Annotated in this window: 24 protein-coding genes; 8 read left to right on the top strand and 16 right to left on the bottom strand. The window is 62.7% G+C overall.

Annotated features, from left to right (window positions below):
- The first annotated feature begins 289 nt into the window (after window positions 1-289).
- Complete coding sequence (locus ABGM93_RS10645; RefSeq protein WP_321499248.1) at window positions 290-1,153, top strand: mechanosensitive ion channel domain-containing protein; 864 nt, start codon at window positions 290-292, stop codon at window positions 1,151-1,153.
- A gap of 94 nt (window positions 1,154-1,247) precedes the next feature.
- Here the strand turns inward: ABGM93_RS10645 and ABGM93_RS10650 are convergent, their stop codons facing one another.
- Complete coding sequence (locus ABGM93_RS10650) at window positions 1,248-1,937, bottom strand: Crp/Fnr family transcriptional regulator (RefSeq protein WP_321499250.1); 690 nt, start codon at window positions 1,935-1,937, stop codon at window positions 1,248-1,250.
- A 747-nt stretch (window positions 1,938-2,684) separates the two neighbouring features.
- Between ABGM93_RS10650 and ABGM93_RS10655 the strand changes: the two genes are divergently transcribed.
- Window positions 2,685-3,341: an alpha/beta hydrolase gene (locus tag ABGM93_RS10655; RefSeq protein ID WP_321499252.1), complete on the top strand. Its 657-nt coding sequence runs from the start codon at window positions 2,685-2,687 to the stop codon at window positions 3,339-3,341.
- A gap of 43 nt (window positions 3,342-3,384) precedes the next feature.
- Here the strand turns inward: ABGM93_RS10655 and ABGM93_RS10660 are convergent, their stop codons facing one another.
- The 3 genes from ABGM93_RS10660 to ABGM93_RS10670 all read right to left on the bottom strand — a co-directional run bounded on the left by ABGM93_RS10660 (window position 3,385) and on the right by ABGM93_RS10670 (window position 6,996).
- Window positions 3,385-4,179 carry a ChbG/HpnK family deacetylase gene (locus tag ABGM93_RS10660; protein WP_321499254.1) on the bottom strand — a complete coding sequence of 265 codons (795 nt, stop codon included), beginning with the start codon at window positions 4,177-4,179 and terminating at the stop codon, window positions 3,385-3,387.
- Between the two features lie 138 nt (window positions 4,180-4,317).
- Window positions 4,318-5,880: a glycosyltransferase family 39 protein gene (locus ABGM93_RS10665; protein WP_321499256.1), complete on the bottom strand. Its 1,563-nt coding sequence runs from the start codon at window positions 5,878-5,880 to the stop codon at window positions 4,318-4,320.
- Window positions 5,881-5,883: 3 nt separating this feature from the next.
- Entirely contained in the window at window positions 5,884-6,996 is a 1,113-nt protein-coding gene (locus ABGM93_RS10670; protein WP_321505839.1) for a glycosyltransferase family 2 protein, read from the bottom strand.
- 168 nt (window positions 6,997-7,164) lie between these two features.
- Between ABGM93_RS10670 and ABGM93_RS10675 the strand changes: the two genes are divergently transcribed.
- The gene (locus ABGM93_RS10675) at window positions 7,165-7,287 is read left to right on the top strand and encodes a hypothetical protein (RefSeq protein ID WP_321499258.1); all 123 of its coding nucleotides are present in this window, start codon (window positions 7,165-7,167) and stop codon (window positions 7,285-7,287) included.
- A gap of 38 nt (window positions 7,288-7,325) precedes the next feature.
- A complete protein-coding gene (locus ABGM93_RS10680) occupies window positions 7,326-7,763 on the top strand; it encodes a group III truncated hemoglobin (RefSeq protein WP_321499260.1) in 438 nt (145 codons plus the stop codon).
- Between the two features lie 6 nt (window positions 7,764-7,769).
- Here ABGM93_RS10680 and ABGM93_RS10685 read toward each other — a convergent pair whose 3' ends face one another.
- From ABGM93_RS10685 to ABGM93_RS10705, 5 genes are all read right to left on the bottom strand, one after another.
- Window positions 7,770-9,200, bottom strand: a complete 1,431-nt coding sequence (locus ABGM93_RS10685) for an amidase (RefSeq protein WP_321499262.1) — start codon at window positions 9,198-9,200, stop codon at window positions 7,770-7,772.
- Window positions 9,201-9,206: 6 nt separating this feature from the next.
- Window positions 9,207-10,178, bottom strand: a complete 972-nt coding sequence (gene hisG / locus ABGM93_RS10690) for an ATP phosphoribosyltransferase (protein ID WP_321499264.1) — start codon at window positions 10,176-10,178, stop codon at window positions 9,207-9,209.
- Complete coding sequence (locus ABGM93_RS10695; RefSeq protein WP_321499266.1) at window positions 10,175-11,296, bottom strand: ATP phosphoribosyltransferase regulatory subunit; 1,122 nt, start codon at window positions 11,294-11,296, stop codon at window positions 10,175-10,177. The genes hisG and ABGM93_RS10695 overlap by 4 nt, the downstream gene beginning before the upstream one ends.
- 8 nt (window positions 11,297-11,304) lie before the next feature.
- Window positions 11,305-12,915 carry a histidine--tRNA ligase gene (gene hisS / locus ABGM93_RS10700; protein WP_321499268.1) on the bottom strand — a complete coding sequence of 537 codons (1,611 nt, stop codon included), beginning with the start codon at window positions 12,913-12,915 and terminating at the stop codon, window positions 11,305-11,307.
- A gap of 160 nt (window positions 12,916-13,075) precedes the next feature.
- Window positions 13,076-15,763 (bottom strand): HAD-IC family P-type ATPase, encoded by a 2,688-nt coding sequence (locus ABGM93_RS10705; RefSeq protein ID WP_321499270.1) that lies wholly within the window; start codon window positions 15,761-15,763, stop codon window positions 13,076-13,078.
- A 305-nt stretch (window positions 15,764-16,068) separates the two neighbouring features.
- On the opposite strand from ABGM93_RS10705, the gene ABGM93_RS10710 reads away from it, so the two are divergent.
- Complete coding sequence (locus ABGM93_RS10710) at window positions 16,069-16,500, top strand: hypothetical protein (RefSeq protein ID WP_321505841.1); 432 nt, start codon at window positions 16,069-16,071, stop codon at window positions 16,498-16,500.
- 75 nt (window positions 16,501-16,575) lie between these two features.
- Here ABGM93_RS10710 and ABGM93_RS10715 read toward each other — a convergent pair whose 3' ends face one another.
- The 6 genes from ABGM93_RS10715 to ABGM93_RS10740 all read right to left on the bottom strand — a co-directional run bounded on the left by ABGM93_RS10715 (window position 16,576) and on the right by ABGM93_RS10740 (window position 22,408).
- Window positions 16,576-17,448 carry an isocitrate lyase/PEP mutase family protein gene (locus ABGM93_RS10715; RefSeq protein ID WP_321499271.1) on the bottom strand — a complete coding sequence of 291 codons (873 nt, stop codon included), beginning with the start codon at window positions 17,446-17,448 and terminating at the stop codon, window positions 16,576-16,578.
- 67 nt (window positions 17,449-17,515) lie between these two features.
- On the bottom strand, window positions 17,516-18,790 hold the full coding sequence (locus ABGM93_RS10720; protein WP_321499273.1) for a TRAP transporter large permease: 1,275 nt from the start codon (window positions 18,788-18,790) through the stop codon (window positions 17,516-17,518).
- A gap of 56 nt (window positions 18,791-18,846) precedes the next feature.
- On the bottom strand, window positions 18,847-19,356 hold the full coding sequence (locus ABGM93_RS10725) for a TRAP transporter small permease (RefSeq protein ID WP_321499275.1): 510 nt from the start codon (window positions 19,354-19,356) through the stop codon (window positions 18,847-18,849).
- 215 nt (window positions 19,357-19,571) lie between these two features.
- On the bottom strand, window positions 19,572-20,582 hold the full coding sequence (dctP, locus tag ABGM93_RS10730; protein ID WP_321499277.1) for a TRAP transporter substrate-binding protein DctP: 1,011 nt from the start codon (window positions 20,580-20,582) through the stop codon (window positions 19,572-19,574).
- Window positions 20,583-20,730: 148 nt separating this feature from the next.
- Window positions 20,731-21,414 (bottom strand): DNA-3-methyladenine glycosylase I, encoded by a 684-nt coding sequence (locus tag ABGM93_RS10735; protein ID WP_321499279.1) that lies wholly within the window; start codon window positions 21,412-21,414, stop codon window positions 20,731-20,733.
- Between the two features lie 271 nt (window positions 21,415-21,685).
- On the bottom strand, window positions 21,686-22,408 hold the full coding sequence (locus tag ABGM93_RS10740) for a protein phosphatase CheZ (RefSeq protein ID WP_321499281.1): 723 nt from the start codon (window positions 22,406-22,408) through the stop codon (window positions 21,686-21,688).
- 300 nt (window positions 22,409-22,708) lie between these two features.
- Between ABGM93_RS10740 and ABGM93_RS10745 the strand changes: the two genes are divergently transcribed.
- The 3 genes from ABGM93_RS10745 (at window position 22,709) to ABGM93_RS10755 (ending at window position 25,440) form a co-directional block, all read left to right on the top strand.
- On the top strand, window positions 22,709-23,461 hold the full coding sequence (locus ABGM93_RS10745; protein WP_321499283.1) for a DUF2927 domain-containing protein: 753 nt from the start codon (window positions 22,709-22,711) through the stop codon (window positions 23,459-23,461).
- A 129-nt stretch (window positions 23,462-23,590) separates the two neighbouring features.
- The gene (locus ABGM93_RS10750) at window positions 23,591-24,334 is read left to right on the top strand and encodes a phosphatase PAP2 family protein (RefSeq protein WP_321499285.1); all 744 of its coding nucleotides are present in this window, start codon (window positions 23,591-23,593) and stop codon (window positions 24,332-24,334) included.
- A gap of 305 nt (window positions 24,335-24,639) precedes the next feature.
- On the top strand, window positions 24,640-25,440 hold the full coding sequence (locus ABGM93_RS10755; protein WP_321499287.1) for a L,D-transpeptidase: 801 nt from the start codon (window positions 24,640-24,642) through the stop codon (window positions 25,438-25,440).
- An 82-nt stretch (window positions 25,441-25,522) separates the two neighbouring features.
- On the opposite strand, the gene thiE is transcribed toward ABGM93_RS10755, so the two are convergent.
- A complete protein-coding gene (gene thiE, locus ABGM93_RS10760; protein WP_321499289.1) occupies window positions 25,523-26,164 on the bottom strand; it encodes a thiamine phosphate synthase in 642 nt (213 codons plus the stop codon).
- Window positions 26,165-26,169: the final 5 nt, after the last annotated feature.

Genomic DNA, 26,169 nt, shown 5'->3' on the forward strand with positions numbered 1-26,169 from the left:
GGTCGAGACAAAACCGCCCCTTACCAACCATTGCAAGGTTGATACCCCCAAGTCTTCACGCTCTACTGTGAATTGAATTGGGGATGGGAACCTTGTTGCTTTGTCTGCGTTTCCTTGCGCAAATGTGCGCTCGCGCGGGCAGGTCATGATCATTGCGCCGGCGCGCTGCGTCACCTGCGCGAAGTTTCATGTTTTCCTGTGTTTCATTCCCGCTGGCGCCCTTTGGCGCTACGTCCTATGCGGTGTGGACGGTCCACCTGCGCGAGATGCCAAGGAGACAGGGAGAACCATGGAAGACCAGATCCTCAAGACCCGCGACCTCATAGAGGTCCAGCTCGCCAACTTCATGGAGCTTGGCACCCTTTACGGCCTGAGCGTCATCTACGCCATCCTCGTGCTGATCGTGGGATGGTGGGCTGCAGGCAAGATATCATCTCTGGTCGCACGTGCATGTGAGCGGTCCGATCATATCGACGCCACGATAGGAGGGTTCGCGACCTCAATCACGCGGTACGTCATTCTGGCGCTGGTGGTCATCACCGTCTTGCAGCTTTTCGGCTTCCAGACGACATCGTTGGTCGCCATCATCGGTGCAGCCTCCCTGGCCATCGGCCTTGCCTTGCAGGGCACGCTTTCCAACCTTGCCGCTGGCGTCATGTTGCTGTTCTTCCGTCCCTTCCGCGTGGGTGATTTCGTCGAACTCGCTGGCAACACGGGCACGGTGAAGAACCTCACGCTGTTCTTCACCGAGCTCGCCACTGCCGACAACGTGATGATCATCATTCCCAATGGCGATGTCTGGGGCTCCGCTGTCACAAACTACTCCGCACATGCGACCCGGCGCTGCGATATCACCGTGGGGATCTCCTACGATGACGACATGGACAAGGCGAAGGAGGTGTTCCGCACTGTGATCGCGGAGGAGACGCGCATTCTCGCCGATCCGGAGCCCTTCGTGGAGATCACCAACCTTGGCGACAGCGCCGTCGATGTCACCTTGCGGGTCTGGGTGCTTTCGTCCGATCTGTGGAGCGTTCGGTGGTTCCTGATCAAGCGGCTGAAGGAGAGCCTCGACGCGGCCGGGATTTGTATTCCCTATCCGCACATGCAGGTTGTCGCGCAGGGCGGAAGCACGCCGCTCAGCGCGAGCTGAACGCATCCGCTGTCAGCTCGCCACCGACGCGAGGCATTGGCGCCTCGCGTCGCTCACGCATCAACTCAGCCGGCTTTCGGCAAGATCGCGGCGTTTACATGCTCGCTTCCTGCTCCAGGCGCCCCATTTTCTCGATACAGTAATAGCCGGAAATCTGGCTGATCGTGCCCGCCCGCTTCCATTCATTCAGGACGCGAGAGACATTCTCACGCGCAGCCCCCGCCATGTTGGCGATATCGGCTTGGGACACCTTGTAGTGGATCAGCGTGCGTCCCTCCTCCACATCCTTGCCGAAACTGTCTGCCAGAAGCAGCAAGGTCTTGGCGACCCTGCCCTGCAGGGGCAGGAAGGAGCGGGCTGCAAGAACGTCGTTCGCCAGGCGCAGACGGCTGCCGATAATGCGCAACATATGGCGATAAAGATCTGGGTTCGCTTCCGCGAAGCGGTCGAAGGCGGCCTTGTCGAAGAAGGCGAGGCGCGCGGGCTTCAAGGCAGTGACGGTGGCGGAGCGCGGTTCGCCGTCAAGCAGCGCCATTTCGCCGACAAGCTGGCCGGGGCCCAGGACTGCGAGAAGTTGTTCGTCGCCTTCCGCCGAGAGCAGCGAAACCCGCAGGGAGCCTTCCAGCACTGCATAGCAGCCGTTTCCGGGATCGCCCGTCTCGAACAGGATCGTGCCCGCCTTGATGGACATGGGACGTGCCAAGGCCTCCAGGCCGGCGGCCAGATCCGGCGTCAGTCCCCCAAGCGAGAGACTGTTTTCCAGTAGTCCTTCAACCTTGGGCACACGCGCTCTCCCCGATAAAGCCCCATGTCAGGCGACCCTGTCTCGACACTATTCCTCCCGCACGCCCCATCCCCGACCATCGAAAGGCAAAACTCCTTGGAACCCAATTCGGGGCGTTGACGTTTACCTGCCAGAACAGACAGCGGCTTCTCGGGCCTGGAAAACGCGGGAAATGGGACGATACGCCCTCCTTCCGCCCCGGTGACCAAGAGTGCCGCATTCGGAGGAAAAGTGAAAGCAGCTGCGTGTGACGGTCATCACAGAAGCATGCCGCCACCTCGATTAAGACTATGGTCGTTGGCTAGCCGACACCAGATCAAAGCACACACGACGTTGCCCGCCGGCATCCCCTTAGTCGCCACTGGGCATCGATAGAACGTTCGCAATACGCCGACTTCCCCGTCGGCAGGATAGTCGAGACCCGCCCCCGCCGGTCTCCCCCCGCGCAGAAACCGCCCCCCCGAACCGGTTTCTGAAGCGTCGGTCGGCTCACAATCCGGCCGAACCAAGAAGCGCCTTCCTGTCCCCCGCAGGAAGGCGTTTTCCGTTTCACGGGGTGTAAAACCGTGGGCAATCGATTAACGCCGCCCTCTTTTCCTCCCTCATTTGCGCATAGCGGCCACGCGTCGCGCCGGATTTAACGCCAATATCGGCCAAGATATAACTCATTATCCAGTACGGGATTGTGTGCAGACAGCCTCCCCTGACCGCACTTCCCGGGTATTGAGCTATCGAAGGTGCGGACCTATGGACCCCTACGAGCACATGTACGATGCAGGTGACGGCAATGACGCCACCACCCTCGTCCTCCTTCATGGCAGCGGCGGCGATGCCGCGCATTTCATGCGAATGGGACGCATGGCCGCGCCACAGGCCGCCCTGCTGGCGGTGGAGGGAAATGTCGATGAACAGGGTGTGGCCCGTTTCTATCGGCGCGTATCGGCGGACGAATATGATCTTGAAGACCTGTTCGATCGCGGTGCCGCGCTTTCCGGTTTTCTCACCGACGTGCTGAGCCGGCATGGACGGGACCCAAGCCGTGCGGTGGGTGTCGGCTATACCAACGGCGCCAACATGCTCGCCTACCTGCTCTTCACCCGGCCGCAATTACTCGGCGGTTACGTGTTGATGCACCCGATGGTTCCCTACAAACCCGCCCCAAACGAGGGCATTGTAAGAAAGCCGGTCCTGATCACCGCAGGCACGGACGATCCGGTGGCAACCGAGGACAATATCCGCAACCTCCAGTCCTGGCTGGAAGGACAAGGGGCCAAGGTCGACGTGATGATGCATGACGGCAAGCGCGAACTGCGTGACGAGGAGGTGGAGCGGCTATCCGCTTGGCTTGACCAGTTAGGCTTCGTTGATCGGGCACGATCACGAGCGATGTCCACCGAGGTCTGAAAGCGCTGACGGCGAACAATGGGCCTCCCCCCTCCGGGACGCTTCAGAAAAGAAAGATGTCCTTTTCCGTCAAAGCGAGAAGGAAATCGGGACTGTTCAGGTAGTTGAACTGGGCCAGACGGGCATGGGCTTCCGAATCGGAGGTCATGCTGCGCAGGTTTTCGTCCGGCTCGGCCGGGGCGCACCAGACGGTTGTACTGTCCCGGCGCCCCTCAAGCGCGCGCCAGAAGAAGCGATGCAACTGGCTGGCTTCCTCCGTTAACGGCAGTGTGACCGCCTCGCGATTGGCTTCCCCACCCAGCTTGCGGATACGGCGCGCCAGAAGACGGCTCCGCACCCGTTCAGGCTCACTGAACAGCAGATCGGGCAAGTTTTCGCCAAAGCGTTCAACCAAGACCTCCACCACCAGTTTGGCGAGCGCGATGTTACGATCCATTTGATCATACATGGCGATAAAGGCGGGTCGACGACCGTAGTAGTCCTCAAAGCACTGAATCTGTGCGGCAATCTCCGCCTTTATGGCGGCTGCGGGCAGCAGGCCGGCAGGCCTGCGCAACGTATAATAGCGCGGTCCCGGCAAGCGCTCCCCGAAGATAGCGCGGGCAGGATCGGACACGGGCGCAAATGGGCGGCAGAATGCTAGCGTCAAACCGATGCGGGTACGTGAACTTTTGTCCTCGACTTGTTCTCGGAGCGGCAAATATTCGCGCGACCAGCGATCGGACGCAGCCAAGCAACCGACCGCCGTCAGGCGGCTATCGGCCAGCAGTGTGCGGATAGCCCTGTCGACACCGAAAGCGATGCCGTAATCCAGCGCGGTCAGGACAATACGTTTCATGGCTCTCGCGCCACCTCGGCCAGGTTTCGAAGCATACGGGGGATAATGCAATTGCTGTGTAGCACGGGTGGGACTTCAACCGCGCGTCAAAGACAATGCGCCGGAAAGCCCCGTTTGCTCAACCCTTAGCCGGAAGAGTCACCTGGTGTCTTGCGAAAAAACCGCGTCCGGCCCGCCCCGCGGCCCGACAAGGCGGTAAATGCGCAGGGTTTCGAGTTTGACACCGCGTACCGTGCGCGCGATCTCGCCAATCCGCTCCACCCGCGCGAAACGTGTGCGCAGCGTGTCGGCATGATCGCGCCGAGCCACAGCAACATAGAGGGCCGGGCGGGCAACGATCGCCGGATCGGGCGCGGGAGCCATGGCGTAGCGGATGCGCTCGTCAAGCTGGTAGACCGCGAGATCGGAGCCCGCCTGTTCAAGCGCAAAGGCGAGCTGTCCCGTCATCCCATAGGCGGACGTCGCCACCCATGCCGCCCCCTCGCGTTGGGCCATATCGCCAAGCTCGCTGGCGATTTCCTGCCAGCCGCGCAGCTGAAAGGTCGGATCCTTGCGCGCCAGCGATCCCGTCAGCGGACTGACTGCGTGAACGTAGATCACAAGCGAGACGGCAACACCCAGCGGCACGCCGAATTTCGAAAGTCCCCGCCAGAGCTTTGTCAAAAGCCCCTCACGCCCCTCCGCATCCGCCGCCACAAAGGCCGCCATCAAAACGAGAGCGGGGAATAGCGGTGCGGGCCAGTTGGCCTGAACCCGCGCATGCAGCGAATGGAAGAGCAGGTAGAAGAAAAATGGCAGCGAGGAACACAGAAGCAGGCTCCAGGCCTCCTCGCGGTTCATCACCGTGCGCTTGACCGCGATGCCAATACCGACCAGCGCAATCAGCGCAATCGCCGGATTGAGAAGGCCCAGTTCCGCACCGATGAATTCCCCGATGAAGCGTCCCGTCCATTGATGCGGCACGGCACGACCGAACTGCTTGACGAAGGAGGCCCAGTCATGGGTCGCGTTCCACCAAATGACGGGTGCGGTGACCAGCATGGCCAGGATGCCACCCGCCCATAGCTGCCATGTGGCAAAGGCCCGCCGCGCGCGTGGGCTCACCAGCAGCCAGAGGATGATACCCGCTCCCAGGAACAGCACCGAATACTTGGAGATGAGGCCAAGCCCGGCGAAAAGGCCGACGGCGAGAAACCAGTTGGCGTTGCCGCGGTCGAGCCATTCCGCCAGCGCCCAGATCGTCAGGCCCCAGAAGAGAACCGAGGGCGTATCGGGCGTGGCGATGAGGCTGCCTATGCCAATCAGGATTGTGGCGTTGAAGAAGAGGACCGCCCAGCCCGCGGCACGGTGACCATGCAACAGCACCCCTGTGCGCCACAGTGCCAGCGAGCCGAGTGCGGTCGCCACAATGCCGAATAGGCGCACACCCAGCGCGGTATCGCCCACGAGCGCCTGGCCTGCGGCGATCCACCAGCCGATCATCGGCGGGTGATCATAATAGCCGGCAGCCGGGTTCAGCCCCCAGAGCCGATAATAGGCTTCATCTTCGGAAAGCCATGCGTGGCCGCCCGCCCAGATGCGGATGGCAGTGAGCGCCAGCACGAAGACGATGAGGGCCGCGGGTTTCAGCCACCACTGGAGCGGCCTCTGGTCGTTCCACTCGCGCCACGCGCGCCTGTCGCTCATCGTGGCTGACAACATGGTTCAGCCCTTGCGCCAGGTAAGAACGGAGCTTGCCGCATAGTTCCACACCGCGCCCATGGCCGCACCTGCGGTGCCTGCCAGCCACCAGGAGGTATCCATGCCATAGATCCAGTCGGCCACGCCCACATTGGCGACAACGCCGACCGAGCACACCAGATAGAAGCTCAGGAGCCCCTTCACCGCGGCAAAGCCCTTGAGGCGGCGGTCGCGATAGGTCAGCTGGTTGTTGAGGAAGAAGTTCCACGTCATGGCAACGACCGTGGCAAACAGCTGAGCCTGGCCGAAGGGCAGCGCGACGAGGGCGGCGCGCAGGCTCGCAAGATGCACGACCACGCCGGAAGCGCCGACAAGCCCGAACATCAGGAAGCGGACGGAGACAATATCGCGGGTGAGCTTGGAGACCAGCAGGCCCAGATATTCCAGTGTGACCAGCGTATCGAGCTTGCTTTCGCCGTGAAGCCTTTCGCGGAAAACGAAGGGCAGTTCTTTCACCCGCAGCGCGCCCTTCGCGGAAGCCGCGATATCGAGCATGATCTTGAAGCCTTGGCTGGAGAGCTTCGGCGCGACCGCATCCACCTTGTCGCGGCGGATGGCGAAAAAGCCGCTCATGGGATCGGAAAGCTCAACGCCCAGCAGCACGCGCGCCAGCGAGTTGGCAACACCGGACCCCCATGCGCGGGTGGCCGAAAGCCCGTCCCCCACCGTGCCGCCTTCCACAAAGCGGCTGGCGACGACGAGGTCGGCCTCGTCCGCTCGCAAGAGGTTCAGCATGCGCGGCAGCAGGCTTTCATCGTGCTGGAGATCGGCGTCCATGACGGCGACGAAAGGCGCTGAGCTTGCCAGCATGCCTTCCACGCAGGCACCCGAGAGCCCGCGCCGCCCGACGCGGCGGATGCAGCGGATGCGCGGATCGCGGCGCGCAATTTCCTTGGCGACGTCTGCCGTGCCGTCGGGCGAATTGTCATCCACGAAGACGGCTTCCCACGCGATGCCGGCAAGGGCGGCATCCAGCTTTTCAACGATCAGCGGAACGTTGGCCTTTTCGTTATAGGTCGGCAGCACGACGGTCAGTTCCGCCGGCTTGAAAGGCAAAGGCGTGGGAGAAGCGGGCATGGAAGAGCCCGACTGCGTCTCGGCCTCGCTGGAGGCTGTCTCGGTCAGTTGCATGAAACGTCCGCTGGTGGCGGCTGCGAGCCTCGCCCGCGCCGGGAACCCAAGTCGCGCGGACCATAGCCAAACGTCGCGCATTTGCAAGGCACCGGATCAGCGCGGGGACAATTCGTGATAGCGACCCAGAAACACAGCATCGCAAGGCCCGGCAAGATTGCCGATGATGACAGTACTCTGGCGCAAATCCATCCCCTGCCCTATATCGCGGGCGCACCCGCCTACGCCGCAAGGTGATCCTCCCGCTCTCCACAAGCCCGGAAAGTCCGCCGCCCATGACCCTGCCCGATATCCGCCCAGCCGTTCAGCGCGTTCCGGCCCACGCTTCCATCACGCGGGAGCAGATCAACGAGCTGGTGGAGAGCTTCTATGGCCGCGTTCAAGGAGATCCCCGGCTCGGCCCCGTCTTTGCCGGACGGATCGAGGATTGGGGCCCGCATCTGGCGAAAATGAAACTCTTCTGGGCCTCCGTTCTGCTGAAGACCGGCGAATACAAGGGCAAGCCGGTGCCCGCCCATTTCGTGATGAAGGAAGTGGTGGAAGACGACTTCCGCATCTGGCTTGAGCATTTCAGGACAACCGTTGCGGAGATTTTCGAGCCCGACGCGCGCCCCGTCATCATCGCGCATGCGGAGCGGATCGCCTCCAGCCTCTGGATGGCAATGTTCGCAAGCCCCTTCGACAAGAAGCCGGACTATCTGAAAACGGTCTAGTCGCCGCTATTCAGCGCCATCTGGCACCCGGTCCAGCCAGTCGATCGCCGCCTCATAGGCAGCGCCAAGCGCCAGAAGCTGTTTTTCCGCGCGCGCGGGCGCTATGAGCTGGAAGCCCATGGGAAGCCCCGCCCCGCCGAAGCCCGCAGGCAATGCCAGCGTCGGCAGGCCCAGAAGACTTACCGGCACAACCACCTCCATCCAGCGATGATAGGTGTCCATGGGACGGCCAGCGACTTCCTTGGGCCATGTCCATTCGGCGGGAAACGGGAAGACCTGTGCAGACGGCAGCACCAGATAATCGTAGCGCGCGAAAAGCCGTAACATCGCGCGCAGCCATGCGGTGCGCTCGGTGGAGGCCGCAAAGACGTCGCTCGCCGACAGCTTCAACCCGTTCTCGATTTCCCAGATGGCTTCCGGCTTCAGCTTTTCGCTCTTTGCCGGATCGGCGTGAAGGCCCTTGAGGTTCGATGCGACGACCGCATGGCGCAGCGTCGTCCACGAGCGCCAGACACGATCCATGGCAAAGCCCGGCCTTGCCTCTTCCACCACACAGCCCATGTCGGAGAAGATGTTCAGCGCATCCCGGCAGAGATCGAGGATACCGGGTTCGAACGGCAGATAACCATCGAGATCTCCCAGCCAACCAATGCGCAAGCCTTCCGGCTCGATTGGCTCCACCGCGCGAAACTCCGAGCCATCGCCCGGCAAGGTCTGGGGCGCGCGTGGGTCATACCCTGCAAGTGTTGAGAACAGAGCCGCCACATCCGCCACGGAACGTCCCATCGGCCCGTCGGTCGCAAGGCCGGGGCCGTAGACATCGGTTGAGGGCAGCGCGGGAACGCGGCCAAAGGTCGGGCGCAGCGAGACGATGTTGTTGAAGGCCGCCGGATTGCGTAACGAGCCCATCATGTCGCTGCCATCGGCAACAGCGACAAGCCGCATGGCGAGCGCCGCCCCCGCGCCGCCGGAGGAGCCGCCCGCCGTCTTCGACGTATCCCAAGGATTGCGCGTCACGCCGAAAACCGGGTTGTAGCTGTGCGATCCGAGACCAAATTCCGGGGTATTCGTCTTGCCGATGATCAACGCGCCGTCAGCCCGCATGCGCGCAACATGGGCATCGTCTTCCAACGGGATATGGCGGGCGAAAAGCGGAGACCCTTGCGTGGTGACAAGGCCCTTGGTATCGGCGAGATCCTTCACCGCCACCGGAATGCCGTGCAACCAGCCGCGCGAACGGCCTGCGGCCAGCTCGACATCGCAGACGCGCGCCTCATCCATCAGCGCATCTGCGTCACGCAGGCTGATCACGGCGTTGATCTTCGGGTTGAGCCGGTCGATGCGGGAAAGCGTCGCCTCCATCACCTCGGCGCAGGAGACCTTCCGGTCATGTATGAGGGCGGAAAGGTCGAGCGCGCCGAGCGATGCGAGGTTCATGATGGCCTATCCCTGAATGCGCGTTACCAGTGGATCGAAGAACGGGTTGGTGGTCTCGAAGACATAGTCGAGCGTGGAGACGACCACAGCCGTCGCCCCCGCATCGCGCAGGTAGGTTGCGCAATCGGCCACATCGGCTGCCGGGCAATGAAGGACAAGCGGCTGCCCCTCCACCGCGCCGAAGGGCGTGGTGCAGCCATAGCTTTCGCCCGCAACGATCGCCACCGCTTTCGGATCTGCCACCAACGCGCGGATTTCCTTCACCGCGCGGGCCTTTTCCTCCGCCGCGATCCGGTCAAGGATCGCGCGCGCGGCGGCCAGAGCCGTGCCGGACCAATGCGCATTCATGGAAGCAACAAGGTGCGCCTTGCTCTTCAGGATCACGCCGTCATCAAGGATTTTCAGATTGTTGGCGACCAGCGTGGACCCCGTCGTCGTGATATCGACGATGAATTCCGCAGAGCCCGCAGCAGGCGCGCCTTCGGTTGCGCCCGCCGATTCCACGATCCGGTAGTCCACGATGCCGTGATCAGCGAAAAAGCCCCGCGTCAGGCGGACATATTTGGTCGCGATCCGCATCCGGCGACCATGACGGCCCCGGAAATCGGAAGCCACATCGGAGAGATCGGCCATGGTGGAAACATCGATCCAGGCCTTCGGCACGGCCACGACCACATCCGCCGGGCCGAAGCCCAGAGAGGCGACAAGATGGGTCATCTCGGCGGGACGGTCGATGCTCTCATGGACGAGATCGAGGCCCGTGACACCCATGTGGACGGAGCCTGCGGAAATCTCGCGCGCGATTTCGGAGGCCGAGAGAAAGGCGATTTCCACGCCGTCGAGCCCCTTGATGCGGCCCCGGTAGTTGCGATCACCGCCCGGGCGTTCGATGGTGAGGCCTGCACGGGCGAAAAAGGCGTGGGTGTTTTCCTGAAGCCGCCCCTTGGAGGGAATGGCGATGATCAGATTGTCGCTCATGCCTTGGCTCCTTGCGCGATACGTTCAATCCAGATCGAAAAGCCGACGGCAGGAACGTCCTCGCCCGCCCCCAAAAGGGCCAGCAGCTTGTCGTAGCGCCCGCCACCGGCAACCGGCGGGTGGGCCATGGCCGCGCCCGCATCATGCAACTCAAAGACAAAGCCGGTGTAATAATCGAGACGCCGCCCGAAATCGGCGGCAAAGGTGATCGCCTCAATCGGCAGGCCACGTTCCGCGATCAGCTTCGCGCGCTCACGGAAATCTGAGATGGGACCGGAAAGATCGAGCCCTGCGTCCTTGGCAAAGGCTTCCAGCGCCGCGCCCGCCTCATCGAGACGTCCCGAGATATCGAGAAAGCGCGTCAGCGTGGCAGCCGTCTGCGGGCCGATGCCCGCGCCCGTGGCCAGCGCCGCCTGTTCCAGAAAACGTTCCGCGATTTCACCGGCAGAGCGTCCCCCGACCGCCTCGATGCCTGCGATTGAGAGAAGATCCTCCACCACGGCATGCGCCGCATCCGGATCCGCGCCTTCCAACGCCGCGAGGAAACCCAGACGGGCGTCCTTTTCCGCCGCCTCGCTGCCCGCCATGCGCGCGATGGCGCGATCGAGGCGTTTGCGGTCGCCGAAGAGATCGCGCAGGCGACGACGCCAGACTTTGGGCAGGCCCAACGCCTCGATCACGCCGATGAAGAGCGCCTCGTCGCCGACGCGGATCGCGGGCGCGCGTCCACCCAGCTTGTCGACGGCCTCAACGGACAGCGCCAGCATGTCGGCATCTGCCGCCAGACGATCGGTACGACCGATGTTTTCCGCCCCCACCTGATGGATCTCGCCCAGTTCATCTGGGCGCTGGCGGAAGACGAGGCCGGAATAGAAGTAAGCCGCCTCGCGCGCCGCAGCGCCTTCGGCCAGATGATTGCGCGCGACCGGAATGGTGAAATCCGGACGCAGGCAGAGGTCGAGACCGTCCTGACCGGAGGTCAGAAACAGACGGCGGCGAATGTCCTCACCGGCCAGATCGAGAAAGACATCCGCCGGTTGCAGGATCGGCGGGGCGATATGGTGATAGCCGCCGGCCTGAAACAGGGGAGCCAGGGCATCCAAGCGGTCATCAGCCATCGTATTCCTCATTCGGTCGCGGTCGCGCGGTCGCGGTCCGCCTTCTGGTCTTCAAGCATCTTCTGCACGGTGGCGACAAGATCGCCCTCCGCCACGGTCACCTGCGCCGGGCGAGCCTCACGCCATTCGGCGTTGTCCTCGATCGTCTCCGAAATGCGCTTGCCCTCGATCAGATCCTTGATCTGGATCTCACCGGCGGCACGTTCGTCGGAGCCCTGAATGATCGCCAGCGGGCAGCCGCGCTTGTCGGCATATTTGAGCTGGTTGCCGAACTTCTTCCAGTTGCCCTGATAAAGCTCCGCGCGGATACCGGCGGAGCGAAGCTGCTGGACGAAATGCTGGTATTTCGCCTGCGCCGCCGCATCATTGCCGTCCATGACGGTGACGAGCACCGGGGCCAGCACATCGTCTACGCCGAGCTTGCCGAGGTTCTTCAGTGCGGTCATCAGGCGCGAGACGCCGATGGAGAAGCCGGTTGCGGGAACGTCCTGCCCGGTAAATCGCTTGACGAGCCCGTCATAGCGCCCGCCGCCACCGACGGAGCCGAACTGCACCTTCTCGCCCTTCTCGTTGGTCACGTCGAAGAGCAGCTCCGCCTCGTAGACGGGACCGGTGTAATATTCGAGACCGCGGATCACGGAGGGGTCGAGTTTCACGCGTTCAACCGTCTCCGCACCCGCCTTGGCGTATCCGGCAACGGCCACCAGACGATGGAGCGTGATCAGCTCGCTCACGCCCGCGGTGAGCGCGGCGCTCTCGCCCAAGAAAGAGAAGCCCTTGAGAACCTCTTCATATCGCGCTTCTGCGGCTGCCGGGTCGCTTGCCAAAAGGCTTGCCGCTTCGGGGAAATAGGTCTCGGCGATCTTGATCGAGTGTTCGCGGAACTGCTGGATGCCTTCGATTTGCGTCTCGCTCAGCTTCGCGCCCGGCGTGAAGTCACCGCTTTCATCCTTGCGACCGTCGCCGAGCAGCTTGGCGACTTCTGGCCAGTCGAACTTGTCGAGCTTGTCGAGGGAGCGCAGCACGACCAGACGGCGCGGCGCATCGGCCTCGTCCGACAGACCGATGGCATCCATCAGGCCGTCGAGCACCTTGCGGTTGTTGACGCGGATCACGTAATCGCCGCGCGCGATGCCGACGGCTTCCATCGCATCGGCCATCATCATGCACATTTCCGCATCCGCCTGAACGGAGGGCGCACCGACGCTGTCTGCGTCGAACTGCATGAACTGGCGGAAACGGCCCGGGCCTGGCTTTTCATTGCGGAACACCCAGCCCGCGCGATAGGTGCGGTAGGGAAGCTGGATCTCGTTGATGTTCTCGGCCACGTGGCGGGCGAGCGGCGCGGTCAGGTCGTAGCGCAAGCTCAGCCACTGCTCGTCGTCGTCCTGAAGCGAGAAGACGCCCTCATTGGGGCGATCCTGATCGGGCAGGAACTTGCCCAGCGCGTCGGTGTACTCGAACATCGGCGTCTCGACCGGATCGAAACCGTAGCGCTCATAGACCTCGCGGATCTTCGCCATCATCGCGTCCGTTGCACGAATATCGGCGGGCGAACGGTCTACGAAACCGCGCGGCAGGCGAGCTTTGAGTTTCTGGGGCTTCTTGGGTTTGGCCATCGCCGTCGGCTTTCCGGGAAAACGCTTGGATTTCAGGGTCGCCCATCGCAGCAGGACAGGCAGCGGTTTCCTAGACAAAAACAAGGATGAGGGCAAGGACAGCCATGCCTCACAAACCGGGAAAGGGCCTATCCTGACGCCCAGGCAGGGCTGAAGTGCCTTACCGGCTCGCCAATCCCCGGGTCAGTTGACCGAGGGCGATCATCGGCACGGCGGCCATCACGATCAGGCCCCAGTCGCCCATTGTGAGCGGCACAGTCGAGAACCACTCATTGAAAAGCGGCACGTGAACCACGGCCACCTGCAATGAAAGCGCGATGAAGATGGCGACCGGCAGCCAGGGGTTTTCGCGAAGCCCTGAGAGCGGCCCATCATCGAGGCGTCGGAAGTTGAAGGCGTTGGCCTTTTCCAGAACGACAAAGGCGGTGAATGCCAGTGTCTGCGCATGCAAGAGTGCCCCGCCTTCTGAGAGGTTCCACCAGAAAAGCCCCATGGCGACGAGCGCAATATAGGATCCGAGGATCGCCACGCGCAGCGCATCGCGATGCCCCAGCAGACGCGCGCCCGGTTTGCGTGGCGGGCGGCGCATCACAGCGCCCTCGGCAGGCTCCGCCCCCAATGCAAGGGCTGTCGGGCCATCAGTGACGAGGTTCATCCAGATGATGTGGATCGGCAGCAGCAGAAGCGGCCAGCCGAAAAGCACCGCCAGAAAGATGCCGATCACCTCGCCCGCATTGGAGGACAGCAGGTAGCCGACGAACTTGCGGATGTTGTCATATTGCCGTCGCCCCTCCTCCACCGCGCCGATGATTGAGGCGAAATTGTCATCGGTGAGCACCATGTCGGAGGCCCCGCGCGCCACATCGGTGCCGCGCCTGCCCATGGCGATGCCGATATCGGCCTGCCGGAGGGCAGGTGCATCATTGACGCCATCACCCGTCATCGCGGCCACGTGACCGGCAGACTGCAGCGCGCTGACGATGCGGATCTTGTCCTGCGGGCGGGCGCGGGCGAAGACCGCTTCTTTCGCGAGAGCTTCAGCCAGCGCCGCATCGTCCATATCGTCCATTTGCGAGCCGGTAACGGTGGTCTTCGCCTCAAGGCCGATGGACCGCGCAATGGCGGTGGCCGTGGGGCCCGCATCGCCGGTGATCATGATCACCCCGATGCCAGCCGCGCGTGCCTGCGCGACCGCGCCCGCGACTTCCTCGCGCGGCGGATCGATAATGCCCACGAGGCCCAGGAAGGTGAGATCGGCTTCCATATCTTCGCAGACATGACGTGTGCCGGAGACAGCGGCTTCGCTCAGCGGGCGGCGCGCCACGGCCAGAACCCGCATGCCCTTCTCCGCCAGGGCCGTGAATTGCGCGTCGATAGCGACACGCGCATTGTTGTCCAGCGCCGTGACACCATCCTGCCCACAGACCTGCGAACAACGCTCCAAGACGATTTCCGGGGCGCCCTTGACGTGCAGGATGAAACTCCCGTCCTCCTCCTTGGCCAGAACGCTCATGCGCTTGCGCGCCGAGGTGAAGGACACCTCTCCTTCGATCAAGGTGTGATCGACACTGAGGCCAGCTTTCGCGCCCGCCACGAGGAAGGCTGCTTCGGTGGGCGCCCCCAACGGCCTGGGGCCGTCCTCGCCGTCGATCATGCTGGTCGCGTTGCACCAGAGCCCGGTCTCCATTAGCGCCTTCAGGCGTGGCTCGGATTTGGGATCGATGGCTTGACCGTCTTTCAGAAACCGGCCTTTCGGCTCATACCCGACACCCTCCACCGCGATGGAAAGGCCGGGCAACTCAATACCGGTGATGGTCATTTCATTGCGGGTAAGGGTGCCGGTCTTGTCGGTGCAGATGGTGCTGGCGGCCCCCAGCGTTTCTGCAGCCACAAGACGGCGCATCAAGGCGCGGCGGCGCGTCATGGCCGCGACCCCGATGGCGAGCGTCACAGTCACCACGGCGGGCAGACCTTCGGGAACGGCGGCGACCGCCAGCGAGATGCCGAAAAGCAGCATCTCCTCGAAGGGATAGCCACGGGCAAGCCCCATGACCGCGACGAGCGCCGCAATCGCCAGCGCAACGCCGCCCAGCATCCGTCCAAGACCGCCAAGCTCGCGCTGGAGCGGGGTTTCCTCGCGGTCGATAGACTGGGCGAGCGCCGCGATCCGCCCGAATTCGGTCCGCATGCCGGTGGCGACCACAAGCCCATTGCCGTGGCCGTTGGTCACCACCGTCCCCATGAAGGCGGAGGGCGCACGTTCGGCGAGCGGCGTATCGGCGGCGACATGCTCCACGGCCTTTTCCACGGGCGCAGATTCGCCCGTCAGCATCGCCTCGTCGATGGAAAGATCGATAGCGGAGACGAGCCTCAGGTCGGCCGGCACCGTGTCGCCGGTTGCCAGCAAGACCAGATCGCCCGGCACAAGCTCCTCTGCGGAGACGCGGATGGGCACGCCGCCCCGCACCACATGCGCCTTGGGCGCGAGCATGCGCGTCAGGGCCTCAAGAGCGCGTTCTGCGCGCGCTTCCTGCAAGAACCCGAGCGCGCCGTTGATCACGACAATGGCGAGGATCACCACCATGTCGGCGACCTCGCCGACCACCGCGGAGAGAAGTGCGGCGGCCACCAGAACGCCGATCAGGGCTGAGCGAAATTGGCGGATGAGCAGCATCCATGCCGAGGGGCGCCCGACCTCGGCCAACCGGTTCGGCCCGGCCTTTTCCAACCGTGTCGCCGCCTCGGCAGCCCTCAGGCCGTCAGAGATCGACGAACCGAGACGGTCCTGCACCTCCCCCAAAGGCAAGGCGTGCCAAAGATCATCATTTGCGTGATTTTCGTCGGTCATCGGATCCGGAACCGGCCCTGGAATGCGCATCAAGTCACGCTGCACTATGCCAAATTCTCAGGTGGGCGCGCGAACTATTTCCGCCGTTCACTTGCGGCTCATCACCTTGTTATTTGACGCTAGGGCCGTTTCGTCGGCATGTCGCAGACAACCTGTCACCAGCCGCAATTCTTGCGGCCATGCCGCGCACCCGGGCTCTTGGTGTCCCGCGTATTGCCAGTGCGAGGCCATTTGGAGAAATTGCCATGACGACCCTTCAGGCGCGCGCCGGCGCGCAACAGCTGTTTCCGCCCCTTACTCTTTTCATGTTCGTAACCGCGATCCTTGCGGGCATCGCAGCCGACCTTGCCTGGGAGGTGTGGGCGCGCGCCATCACGCCCTTGTGGATTGGTGGCCCGCTGGAACCGGCAGCCCTCGTGCAAGGCGTCTTCGGGCTCTCAAGCCGCCCGATCGCGGAAGCCATCCACGCGATTGTCGGCGTGGTCTTCTATCCGCTGGGCTTCCTCTTTATCGCACGTCCCATCGCCCGCGTGATCACGCCCTTCCTGCCGTGGTGGATCGTCGGGCTCGGTTTCGGCGTGGGGCTCTGGATCTTCGCGCTTTACGTGATGGCCCATTTCTTCGCAGGTCAGCCGCCGTTTCTCGGCTTCATTCCGCTGACCTGGGCCTCTCTGATCGGGCACCTGATCTTCGGGCTCGTCTGCGCGGCCGTGGTGCGTTGGCGCGAGGGCGGCTGAGACCCTCAAGAACAAAAAGACCCCGCGCAATCGGCCAGACCGGCTGCGCGGGGTCTCGTCTGGAAGATCTCAGGCTCAGTCCCGCGTATCGGAATAGCGGGCTTCTTCCTCATAGTAAGCGTCGAAACCGACATGGCGGCGCAGCTCGGGGAAGGACAGCAGCTTGCCGTCCGGATGACGCCCGGCCTTCAGATCGGCCAGAGCCTCCACCATGGCGCGTGTGGCCACCGACAGAAGCGTCAGCGGATAGGCCACAATGGAAAAGCCAATTTCCTGCAACTCGGCGGGAGACAACATCGGCGTCTCGCCGCCTTCCAGAAGGTTGGCCATGTGGCACCCCGGCACGTCCTTGCAGATGCGTTCCATCTCCTCACGCGACTTCGGCGCCTCAACGAAGAGAATATCCGCCCCCGCTTCCTTGAAGGCGGCGGCGCGTTCGATCGCTTCGTCGAGACCGTGGGTGTGGCGGGCGTCGGTGCGCGCCAGAATGAGAATGTCGGCCCCTTCCTTGCGCGCATCGACGGCGGCGTGAATGCGCTCCACGGCTTCCGAACGATCGACGACCAGCTTGCCCTTGGTATGACCGCAACGCTTGGGCGCGACCTGATCCTCGATCATGATCGCGGCCATTCCGGCCTGCGCATAACCCTTCACGGTCCGCTTGACGTTCAGCGCGTTGCCATAGCCGGTATCGCCGTCACCAATCACGGGGATGGGGGTGGCGGCGGCCACGTCGCGGGCGCTGTCGAGCATTTCGCCATAGGAGATCAGGCCCGTATCCGGCGCACCGATGCGGGCGGCGGCGGTGGAAAAGCCCGACATGAAGGTAATGTCGAAACCGGCATCGCCGACGAGCTTTGCGGACAGGCCGTCAAAGCAGCAGGGCATCATGTGGATGCGCGGCTCGGCAAGCAGCGCACGCAGACGGGAGGCGGGGGATTGGGACATGGCGTCGAGACCTGTGCAGTGAGACTGTATTTCTTGATTTTTCAGGCTGCCTTCAAGCGAATGCCGGTTACATCTTGAACGGAATCCAGAGCACGATGTCGGGCCAGAAATAGACCGCGGCCACCGAAAGCAGCATCAGGAAGAGGAAGGGCAGCACGCCTATGGTCACCTCTCCCAAATCCGCCTTACCGACCGCCTGGATAACGTAGATATTCATGCCGACCGGCGGCGTGATCAGCGCACATTCCACCATCAGGACAAAGAAGACGCCGAACCAGACCGGATCAAGGCCCAGCATCATCACCGAGCCGGAGAGCACCGGCACCATGATCAGCATCATCGACAGGGATTCCAGGAAGAGCCCCATCAGCAGCAGAACACCGGCTACCAGCAATATGAAGAGGCCCGGCGTATCCACCGCATGGGAGATCGCCATGGAGATGTCCTGAGGGATTCGGTAAAGCGTGATCGCCTTGCCGAACACTTTCGCGCCAGCGACGATCACCAGAATGGAGACCGAGGTCACCATGGATTGCTTGAGCGCGTCCCACAGCTTCCTGATCGTCATCGTGCGAAGCACCACGCCAGTGACGACGAGTGCGCCCAGCAGGCCGATGGCGGAGGCCTCGGTCGGGGTGAAGTAGCCTCGATAGATGCCCAGGATGATGTAGGACGCGAGGAGCACTGTCGGCAGCGCCCGGATGGCCGTGCGGCGTCGGGTCCCCCAGTCGGCCCGAGGGCTGCGCTGGTAGGAAGCGGAAAACGTGGAATAGAGAACCGCGAAAAGGATGAAGAGCCCCATCAGCATGAGACCCGGCATGACACCGGCGAGAAACAGCGAGGTGATCGATTCCTCGGTGATGACGCCATAGACGATCATCGGGATTGAGGGTGGGATCAGAATGCCAAGCGTACCGCCTGCGGCCAGCAGGCCCAGCACGAATTTACGCGGATAGCCACGTTCCGTCATTTCCGGAATGGCCACGGTGCCGATGGTTGCAGCGGTTGCGACCGAGGAGCCGGAAATGGCTGCGAACATGCCACAGGACAGGATCGTGGCAATCGCCAGACCACCCGGCCAGTGGCCGACCCAGGCCTGAACCGCACTGAACAGATCCTTGCCCACACCGCCTTTCAGCAAAACGTTCGACATCAAGATGAAGAGCGGCACGGACAACATGATGAAGCTGTCGACGGAAGACAGCAGGCCCTGCGGCACCATGAGCGGCGAGAACCCACCCACCATCAGAAGCGTCAGTCCCATGCCGCCAAGGGCAAAGGCAATCGGGACACCGGCCAGCAGGAGCGCGAAAAGCCCCAGGAGAATGAAAAGCGTCGTCATTTGGATCTCTTGGTGAGAAGCTCTGGGGATCTCTTGATTGGAGATCCCGGGGCCGGTCAGTGGGCGGCTTCGGCGGGCGAGCCAGGCAATGGCGGGCCCTTCAGGATCGTCCGGGTCGCCTCTACCAGAGCCTGAATACAAAGCAGGGCACAGCCGAGCGGCACGGCGGCCTCGGTCCAGACCATGGGAAGATCCAGCATGCTCCCGGTGGTGCGACCGCGCATCAGGCTTTCATAGGCGAGAGGGGCGCCATACCACGCAACGAGGCCTGCATATCCGGCGACGAACAGCAGAACGAGCGTTTCCTGAATGCGCCGGACACTGCGCGGGAGCCGATCGGTGAGAATCGTGATGCGAATGTGCTGGCGGGTGTGCAGCAACAGGGCTGCGGCCAGCCATGTGCCCCAGATCATGCACAGCTGCGACAGCTCCGCAGCCCAGATTGTGGGTGCGATGAAGACGTAGCGCATGAAGACTTCGTAGGCGAGCATGAGCCCGGTCGCGAAGTAGGCGAGCCCCGCCACCCGTCCCAACACGGTCGACAGACGGTCAATCCAGATCAGCATTTCCTGGCTCCCGATAAGCCTTGAAAGTCGTTTGTCACACCCCGGTCGGTGTTCCGACAATGCCGCAACACCAGAGGCAGATGCCCGGTCTTTTCAGATGAAGGGAATGTGAGGGGCGGGGCTGCATGTGTCCCGGAGGCACCCCGTTACAAGCGCGATGCCCCCACGCGTTTCCGCCTGGGGGCAATTGTCCTTTTCGGCTGGGTCTTACGCGCTCAGTCGCGCAGGGCCATCGCCCCTTCATAGACCTTCTTGCCGAGTTCGCCGGAATTCTGCAGGTAATCGTCGATCACCGGCTGAACGGAGGCGCCCCAGGCAGCGATTTCTTCATCCGTCGGATAGTAGACGGTCATGCCCGCTTTCTCGGCTTCGGCAACCGCAGCCTCCTCGATGGAGGACATCGCGTCACGCACCTGCTTCTCGGCCTTGCGGCCCGCCTCGGCAATCCATTCACGATGCTGCTCCGGCAGCGCCTGCCAGAACTTCTCGTTGATAATGACCACGAATTCGGTGTCGGCGTTGTTGGTCATGGTCATGGTATCCATGACGTCCCACAGACGACGAGACTTGACGCCAGAAGCGCCCGACATACCGATATCGACCGTGCCGCGCTGATAGGCCATGTACTGCTCCGAACCGGAGATCAGCGTCGGCGCACCGCCGGCTGCCTCGATCCACTTGCCGAGCGTCTTGCCGTAAACACGCACCTTCTTGTTCTTCAGATCTGCCGGGCTCTTGATCGGGCCTCCGTTGGACAGCATCACGCTGCCGCCATAGGCCTGCCACCACAGGACACGGGCACCGGTTTCCAACACCGCCTCATCCAGCGGTGCGCGCACGGGGCTGCCGGGCTCGGTCGCCTTGCGAACGAGTTCCTCGGTGTTGAACATGAAGGGCACGTAGAAGATGTCGATCGCGGGCACATCGCCGACAAAACGGCTTGAAGAGGCAGTCCCCATCTCGATGGCGCCGGAGGCGACGGCCTTCGGGATCTCGCTGTCCTTGTAGAGCTGCGCGGAATCATAAATCTCCACGGAGATCTCGCCACCCGAACGCGCTTCCACATCCTTTTTGAAGTCCAGGAGATTCTGACCGATATGGGACTTGATCGGCAGCTGCAGGGTAATGCGCAAGGTGGTCTGTTCCGCCTGCGCGCCAGTCGTGGCCAGCGGCATGGACAATGCGAATGCCACTGCGCCGGCAAGCGCCATGCGAGCAAAAGTCATCGGAGGTCTCCCTAGATCAAACAATCGTTCGGATCATTTTATAGCGTGGACACTCCCTAACCGGAAATATTCTTCCCCGTCAACAGACCAAAACATTCCGATTCTGACTTTTGGACCAAATTCACCCACACCGGTGCAAAGTGCGGCGTTATGTCGAACGTCCCCCTTGGCCAGACTTCGGGCGCTGGAAGACGCCACGGGCGGCTTCAATCCGTGGGCGGCAGCAGCATCCTTCCAGATGATCGTTCACCAACCCCATCGCCTGCATGAAGGCGTAGACCGTGGTCGGGCCGACAAAACTCCATCCCCGCTTCTTGAGATCCTTCGACAGCCTCACAGAGACAGGCGTCGTCGGATTGGCGGCAATCTCATGTCGTGTGACGCAGGCGGGTCGGTCTGCTGCACAGGGCTCAAAAGACCAGAAATAGGCGGCAAGAGACCCGAATTCCTCCACCATTTCCAAGGCCCGTGCCGCGTTGTTGATGGTGGAGACGATCTTTCCCCGGTGACGCACGATGCCCGCGTCATTGACGAGCCGCTCAACATCGCGCTCATCAAAGGCGGCGACCCTGGCGAAATCAAAACCGGCGAACCCCGCGCGAAACGCCTCGCGCTTGCGCAATATGGTCAGCCAGGAAAGCCCTGACTGAAAGCCTTCCAGACAGATCTTTTCAAAAAGCCTGCGATCGTCATCGACCGGCCACCCCCACTCATTGTCGTGATAGGCGACATAATCCGGCAATCCGCCATGCCAGGCGCAACGCACCAGTCCATCCTCACCCCGCACCAGTCCCGGAGCCAATGCCCCGTCACCTTCCCCCGACTGCGCCATTGCCGATCTCTCCGCACAGAATATTGTTTCTGTTTTGTTCCTAGCACCTCCCGCACCGCAAGACCAGTACGAGCGGCAATCGGCGAGCCGGGATGCGCGTGGATGGGATCGAAAGAGGCGAAGCCAGGTGGCGAAGGTCGTCGGGGGAAGGGCTTTTTGACGACCAGAGGACGTCACTCATCTCGGGGAGAAACGCAAAGGCCCAACAGATGCGCAGGCCACCGGGCGGAGCCTGGAAGCCTGCGATCGTTTCAAGCGAGATCCGCCGGTATCAGGCAAACAGCGCGTCGATGTCGTCCTGCGAGGCAACGCCATCGTCGGTTTCAAGCGCCGGTCCGTTGAGCAACGCCGCATCGCCTTCACGCCGCATGCGCTCCTCGACTTCCATATCCTTGAACGACTCCACACCGCCCCAGATATCCATCATGCGGACAATGCGATCCTCGATGAAGGACAAGGTCTTGACGACCTTGGTGATGCGCTGGCCGGTGAGATCCTGAAAGTTGCAGGCTTCGAAGATGGTGAGGACCCGTTCCTGGATTTCCTGGGCGTGGACTTCATCGTCACCAGTCAGGCTGCGTGTCAGAAAACCGGCGTTCTCGTCGATGATTTCCGCGGCCGCGAGGATCTGATCCGTCGCCCCTTCCGTGCCGACGACGATGGCGTCCAGTTCGTTGGTGACGCGCTTCATCTCCTCGCCCTCGAACCCAGAGTGGTGGAGCGTGGCGATCTCGTGCTTCGTCCGGTTGATTGCCTCATAGATCTCGTCGAGCTCGGATTTGAGGCTCAGCGCGGCGGCATGTTCTTTCTTGTACTCTTCCAGAACCGTTTCGCTGACTTGCTGAGTCGGCTGAACGAGCTGGCGAAGAGCTGCCAATTCATCTAGCAATTCGCGGTGACGCGCGCCAGCCAGCGGGTCCACGGCAGTTTGACCTTCGGCTTTGTTCGTGATCAGCGCTGCTTCCACACGAAAGGGCTTTTTCAGACGGCTCATGTATCAGTCCGGTTATCTGGTGTAGATCGTCAGCAACCTACCGACGGCCAATTAAGGAAATGTTTTCAAGCCCCGAAATGGGGCCATATTCAAGCGATAAATCATAATGTTGACTGTTATTTACAGTTAACGCAGCCTCAACATCCTGCGAAAAGCACCAGTTCACACCATGGTAGGCCATTGAAGCTATCCACACACGTCTCACCCCAGACCAGAAACAGACTCAGATACCGCCGCTCCCGGCCGCGGCACCTGACACCATCCGCGTCCCGGGCCACTCAATCGGGAATCGGATCCCGTGTGATTGCGCATGTAGTGCAGGTTCTCGCCATTTCCAGTTGTCTGTTCGTTCTCTCTCAAGTCTCCTTCGCACCCACAGCCGACGCCGCTCCTGCCCGCGCGGCGAAACCCGACTATTCCGATGCAGAGCTCGCGAGCGGCTTCATGAAGACCGTTTTCGGGCTGGAATACCGGATGTGGTCCTGGAAGCCCTATCAGGTGAAAAAATTCGTCCAACCGGTGCTGTTCAAGGTGACGAACCACGCCCAACGCGACCGCTCCGGCGAGGCCGGCGATTTCATAAACAGGCTACCCAAACGAATCCCCGGCCTGAAGGCGCGCCTGGCGACCGGCGGCGAGAAACCCAATTTCCGCCTCTTCATCGTCGACCGGGCGCAATATCGCGAGACGGTATCCCGTGAGATCTATCACCGCGAGACAGCCAAGGTGCCTGGGCGTTGTCTGGTACGAGTGGAGGCAGACAGGCACGGCATCAGCGCCTCCACCGCCGTGATCGTTTCCGACGAGGGCGATCATCTCTTTCGCCGCTGCCTGGTGGAAGAGATTTTGCAGGGCCTCGGCCCGATGAATGACGATGACCGCCTCGATGATTCTGTCTTCAACGACCGGTCGCAACACGACACATTCACGCGCTTTGACCAGTTGATTCTCAACATGCTTTATCACCCGGACATCAAGCCGGGCATGACAGCGCGCGATGTGAAAGCGCTATTGCCGAAGGCGATCCGCGAAGCGCGCCGCATCGTCCAATAAGACAGGATCGGCATAACGCCACGTTTGCGGAACATTCTCCGACTGGGGCCGTTCTTCTACCATGACCGCGCGGGCCGGCTGCCCTGCATCTGGCCTTTGCCGCGCCCTGCCCGTGGAAACGGAGTGCCCATGAACCGCCTGCTCGATCTCGCCAAGGGTCTCCGCGACGACAAGCAGTCGCTGCTCACCGTCGTTCTGATCGGTGTGCTGGCTTTGTCCATATGGGCCTTCGTGGCCATTGCTGCGGAAATGAGCGAGGGAGAGCTTCAACAGTTCGACCGCGACGTGTTCCTGTCCTTGCGCGAAGCGGGCGCCCCGGACCGGCTCCTGGGGCCGGCTTGGCTTGAGGAGGCGGCGGTGGAGATCACCGCGCTTGGCGGCTTTCCCGTGATCGGGCTGCTGATCGTGATGGTGACAGGCGGGCTACTCGCCGCGCGCCTTCCCGGAACCGCGCTCTTTGTCGTTCTTTCCATCAGCAGCGGAGCGGCGCTTTCGACAACACTGAAGCTGCTTTTCGGGCGCGCGAGACCGGATCTCGTGCCGCATCTCGATGTCATTCACACGGCGAGCTTTCCCTCCGGCCACGCCACGATCTCCACGCTCACCTATCTGACGCTTGCCGCACTCGTCGCGCGCGTGGTCGTGCGCAAGCGTGTGCGCGCCTACATTGTCGGCTGCGCGGTGGGGCTTGCGGTTCTCATAGGGATTAGCCGGATCTATCTTGGTGTTCACTGGCCAAGCGACGTTCTGGCCGGATGGTCGCTGGGCACCGCCTGGGCCGCGCTGTCCTTCCTTGTCCTGTCCATTCTCCAGATTCGCCGTCAACGCGACACTGCCCGTGAGCGCGCGCGCCGAGAGCGCCCGCACCAATGAGGGGGGCGCGCAGAACAGCCGGATTTCGCCGTTCTGATCCCCTCATTCGCGAGGCGATAACGCTCTGCTAACCAGCCTTGCCAACCGGCTGCTAACCAGCTTTCGCGGTTTTACGGTCCGCAAGGGTGCGGATTCACCAATTCACGATCCATTTTCGGCAAATTCGACGCAAATGATCCGCAAAGGACGTTTGGAAGCAACAGCCCCGGACGGATAACAGGGCCGGACCGGGGCTACCGCAGAACGCCGACGAACGGCGCAGGACGGCACGAATGCCAACTTCACAAAGGGCAGTGAGGATGTCGATGACCCGTTTTCCGATCTATCTCGCACTTGCGGCAGGCGTGATCGCCGCCGCCATTTCTCCCGTTTCCGCAGGCTCGCGCGCGGCTCCGCCGCCCTATGTCAGCAGCCCGAACCTTCCCGATGGCTGGCGTTACAACAACCTGCCAGGCGCGCGCGCAGCCGCGCCGGGATCACAAGGGGATACCGCCCCGATCTGGCGCAATCGTGGGCTCTTCGGCAGCTCAAGCCGCGCCACCGCGCCGGACATGAGCGCACGACGGAGCTATGCCGCACCTTCCACCGCGCGCCGGACCACAACCGCGCCACGCCGCCGTCAGGCCGCCGTGCATCCGGCCCCGCGCAAACAGCGCAGAATGGATCCGGCCTTCCTGCCCACCGTCGTGGATTATGACGGCGCAGAAACGCCCGGCACCATCATCATCGATACGCCGTCTCGCTATCTCTACCTGGTGGAAGCAGGCGGCAAGGCCCGGCGCTACGGTGTCGGCGTCGGTCGCCCCGGTTTCCAGTGGGCCGGCGTCCACAAGGTGACCCGCAAGGCGGAATGGCCGGACTGGCGTCCGCCTGCCGAAATGCGCAAGCGCCAGCCGAACCTGCCCGCGCATATGCCGGGCGGCCCGCGCAATCCGCTGGGCGCGCGCGCTCTCTATCTGGGCTCCACGCTCTATCGCATCCACGGCTCCAACGAACCGTGGTCCATCGGACGCGCCGTATCTTCCGGCTGCATCCGCATGCGCAACGAGGACGTGCAGGATCTTTACGCCCGCGTCGATGTGGGAACCCGCGTCATCGTGAACTGAAAAAGGCGCATCTGAACACGCAAAAGGGGAGCCCGCGTTTTACATGCGGGCTCCCCTTTTCATGTTCGCTCGATGGAGGCCGTCAGCCGCGCGCTGCGTTGATGCGCGCCATGAGATCGCGGGCGGCAGCTTCCGGATCGGGGGCTGCGCAAATGGCGGAGACCACCGCCACGCCGTCGGCCCCGCCTGCGATCAGTTCGCCCGCATGTTCGGCCTTGATACCGCCAATGGCAACGGCGGGGAGATCGATCTTTTCCCGCACAGTCCGGAACCCGGAAAGCCCGATCGCTTCGCCCGCGTCCTGCTTGGTCGCGGTGCCGCGATAGGGCCCGATGCCCACATAATCGACGGGGGCGAGATCGGAGACAGCGAGTTCCTCCAGCGACCCGACCGACAGGCCCAGAACCGCATCTGCCCCCAGAAGCGCGCGGGCGTCAGCGGGTGCCATGTCCTTCTGGCCGATATGGACGCCCTCAGCCCCTGACGCCAGCGCCACGTCGATGCGATCATTGACGATGAGCGGCAAGCGGAAAGGTTCAAGCGCCGCCTTCAAGGCGCGGGCAAGCTCCACCAGCTCGCGTGTCTTGGCGAGGGGATCGCGAAGCTGGACGAGCGTCGCCCCGCCGCGCGCGGCAGCCGCCGCCGTTTCCGCCACCCCGCGCGCGCCGCAAAGGGCGGTGTCGGTGACAAGATAGAGCGACAGGTCAAAGGCGGGTCTGGTCATGATGT

Source organism: Breoghania sp. (assembly GCF_963674635.1).
Classification (GTDB): Bacteria; Pseudomonadota; Alphaproteobacteria; order Rhizobiales; family Stappiaceae; genus Breoghania.